2 protein-coding genes are annotated in these 2,719 nt (G+C 69.2%); both read left to right on the forward strand.

The annotated features are described in order from the left end of the window. The coding region (locus ABDW35_RS35185) for a calcium-binding protein (protein ID WP_343718488.1) at positions 1-1,696 on the forward strand (1,696 nt) is incomplete at its 5' end. A 295-nt stretch (positions 1,697-1,991) separates the two neighbouring features. Continuing rightward, the coding region (locus ABDW35_RS35190; protein ID WP_343718489.1) for a cation:proton antiporter at positions 1,992-2,719 on the forward strand (728 nt) is incomplete at its 3' end.

Here is a 2,719-nt window from a genome sequence, read left to right on the forward strand (position 1 = left end):
TGTCATCCACATCCTGGGTGACGGGGTGGTCATCCCGCCCGGCTACACCGACATCCCGCAGGCGACGGCGCTGGGCGACACCCTGAACGGCCTCGGCGGCAACGACATCATCTATGGCGGCGGCGGCATCGACCTGATCGATGGCGGCATCGGCGACGACCGGCTGGTCGGCGGCCTGGGCGACGACATCCTGACCGGCGGCGCCGGCGGCGACCGGTTCGAAGGCGGCGCCGGCATCGACACCGTCAGCTATGCCGGCGCCATCGCCGCGGTTGTCGCCAACCTGCTCTCCGGCGTCGGGTCCGGCGGCAACAACGACTCCACCGGCGACAGCTTCGTCGATATGGAGAACATCATCGGTGGCGCGGGCGGGGACACGCTCATCGGCAACAACATCGCCGCCAATGTCCTCACCGGCAATGCCGGGGATGACGATCTCGAAGGCCTGGGCGGCAACGATACGCTGCTGGGTGGCGCCGGCGACGACCGCCTGACGGGCGGCACCGGGGCGGACCAGCTGGACGGCGGTGCCGGGATCGACACCATCTACTATACCGGGTCCTCCGCCGTGACGGTCGATCTCAGCACCGGCACCGCCAGCGGCGGCGATGCCGCGGGCGACGTGTTCTCCAGCATCGAGAATGTCTACGGCGCCTTCGTCGCCGACGATGTCCTGACCGGCTCGGCCGGGAACAACATTCTCGGCGGCCAGTCCGGCAACGATATCCTGACCGGCTCGGCCGGGAACAACATTCTCGGCGGCCAGTCCGGCAACGATATCCTCAACGGTCTCGGCGGCGCCGACACGCTGCTGGGCAGCTATGACGACGACACCCTCAACGGCGGCGACGGCAACGACGTGCTCTACGGTGAAAGCGGTGCCGACCATCTCGACGGCGGCGCCGGGATCGACACTGCCAGCTACTACAACCGGCCGGAGGCCGTGGTCGTCGACCTCGCCGCCGGCACCGGCAGCGGCGGCGAGGCCGAAGGCGACACCCTGACCGGGATCGAGAATGTCAGCGGCAGCCAGGGCAGCGATACCCTCTCCGGCGATGCCGGCGCCAACGCGCTGCAGGGCTGGAACGGCAACGACGTGCTCCGCGGCCGCGGCGGCGCCGACCACCTCGACGGCGGCGCCGGCACCGACCTCGCCAGCTATTGGGGCGAGGCCACCGCCGTCACGGTCAATCTCGCCACCGGCACCGGCAGCGGCGGCAACGCCGCGGGCGATACCTATGTCTCGATCGAGAACGTCAACGGCAGCAAGGCCGGCGATACGCTGATCGGCAGCGGCGGGGCCAATGCGCTGAACGGCTATGAGGGCAACGACGTGATCCAGGGCGGCGCCGGCAAGGACACGCTCACGGGCGGCATCGGCGCGGACCGCTTCGTCTATGCCGCGACCGGCGACAGCGTCGTCGGCGCCAATGCCGACCGGATCACCGATTTCAGCCACGCCCAGGGCGACCGGATCGACCTGTCGGCGATCGACGCGAACACCGGCGCGGCCGGCGACCAGGCCTTCGCCTTCATCGGCAGCGGTCTGTTCACCGGCGTCGCCGGGCAGCTGCGCTTCACCCAGGGCGGTGGCGTCACCACCGTCGCCGGCGACGTCAACGGCGACGGCGCCGCGGATTTCCACATCCAGCTCACCGGCACCATCGCGCTCGTCGCGGCGGATTTCGTGCTCTGACCCGGCTGAGCGGTGGTTGTCGAATAGGGTTCCTGATCTCGACTTCTATTGTCATTGCCGGGCTTGACCCGGCAATCCAGGGGGCACCGAGAGCGGCTCTTGAAAGCCCCTGGATCCTCGGGTCAAGCCCGAGGATGACAATAAAATAGAATGGGAGCTCGAGATCGGCACGCTTCGGTTTCGCGCCAGGCTGATCTCATCCTCCAGTGACCACCATCACCGGCGACAGATCGCGCGCGTCGTGTAGTATCGCCGGGCCGGGCGGGGGGACGCCCGGTTCTGACGATGGGAAGCCATGCCCGACATCGCCCTGGCCGTACTCGCCATATCCATCCTGATCGTCCTGGTGGCGCTGCTGCAGCCCCTGGCGACCCGGCTGTCGCTGCCGCATTCGGTGCTGATCGCCGGGCTCGGCATTGCGCTGGGTTCGGTCGCCAGCGCCACCGGCGTGCTGGGCGGCAGCGGGCCGCTGTCCGAATTCGCCCATGCGGTCACCGGTGGCGAGATCCGGTCCGAGGCGATTCTCCACATCTTCCTGCCGATCCTGCTGTTCGAGGCCGGGCTGCACATGGATGTGCGGCGGATGATGGACGACGTGGCGCCGATCCTGACGCTCGCCGTCGTCGCCGTGCTGGTCTGCAGTCTGGTGGTCGGCATCGCCCTGTGGGGCACGTCGAGCCAGAGCCTGGTGCTGTGCCTGCTGCTGGGCGCCATCGTCGCCACCACCGACCCGGCGGCGGTGATCGGCATCTTCCGCGACGCCGGCGCGCCGCGGCGCCTGACCATCCTGGTCGAGGGCGAGAGCCTGCTGAACGATGCCGCGGCCATCACCCTCTATATCGTCCTGATCGGCATCCTGACCGCCGGCGGCGGCCCTGGCCATGGCGCCGAGGAGGCCGATGCCAGCGGCGCGCCGCTGCTGTTCCTGCGCTTCTTCATCGGTGGCGGCCTGTTCGGCTTCATCGCGGGACGCCTGGCCTTCATGGTGATGCGCCCCCTGAACCGCTACCCGGTGGCCGAGGT

It is taken from the genome of Inquilinus sp., from assembly GCF_039594555.1.
Classification (GTDB): domain Bacteria; phylum Pseudomonadota; class Alphaproteobacteria; order DSM-16000; family Inquilinaceae; genus Inquilinus.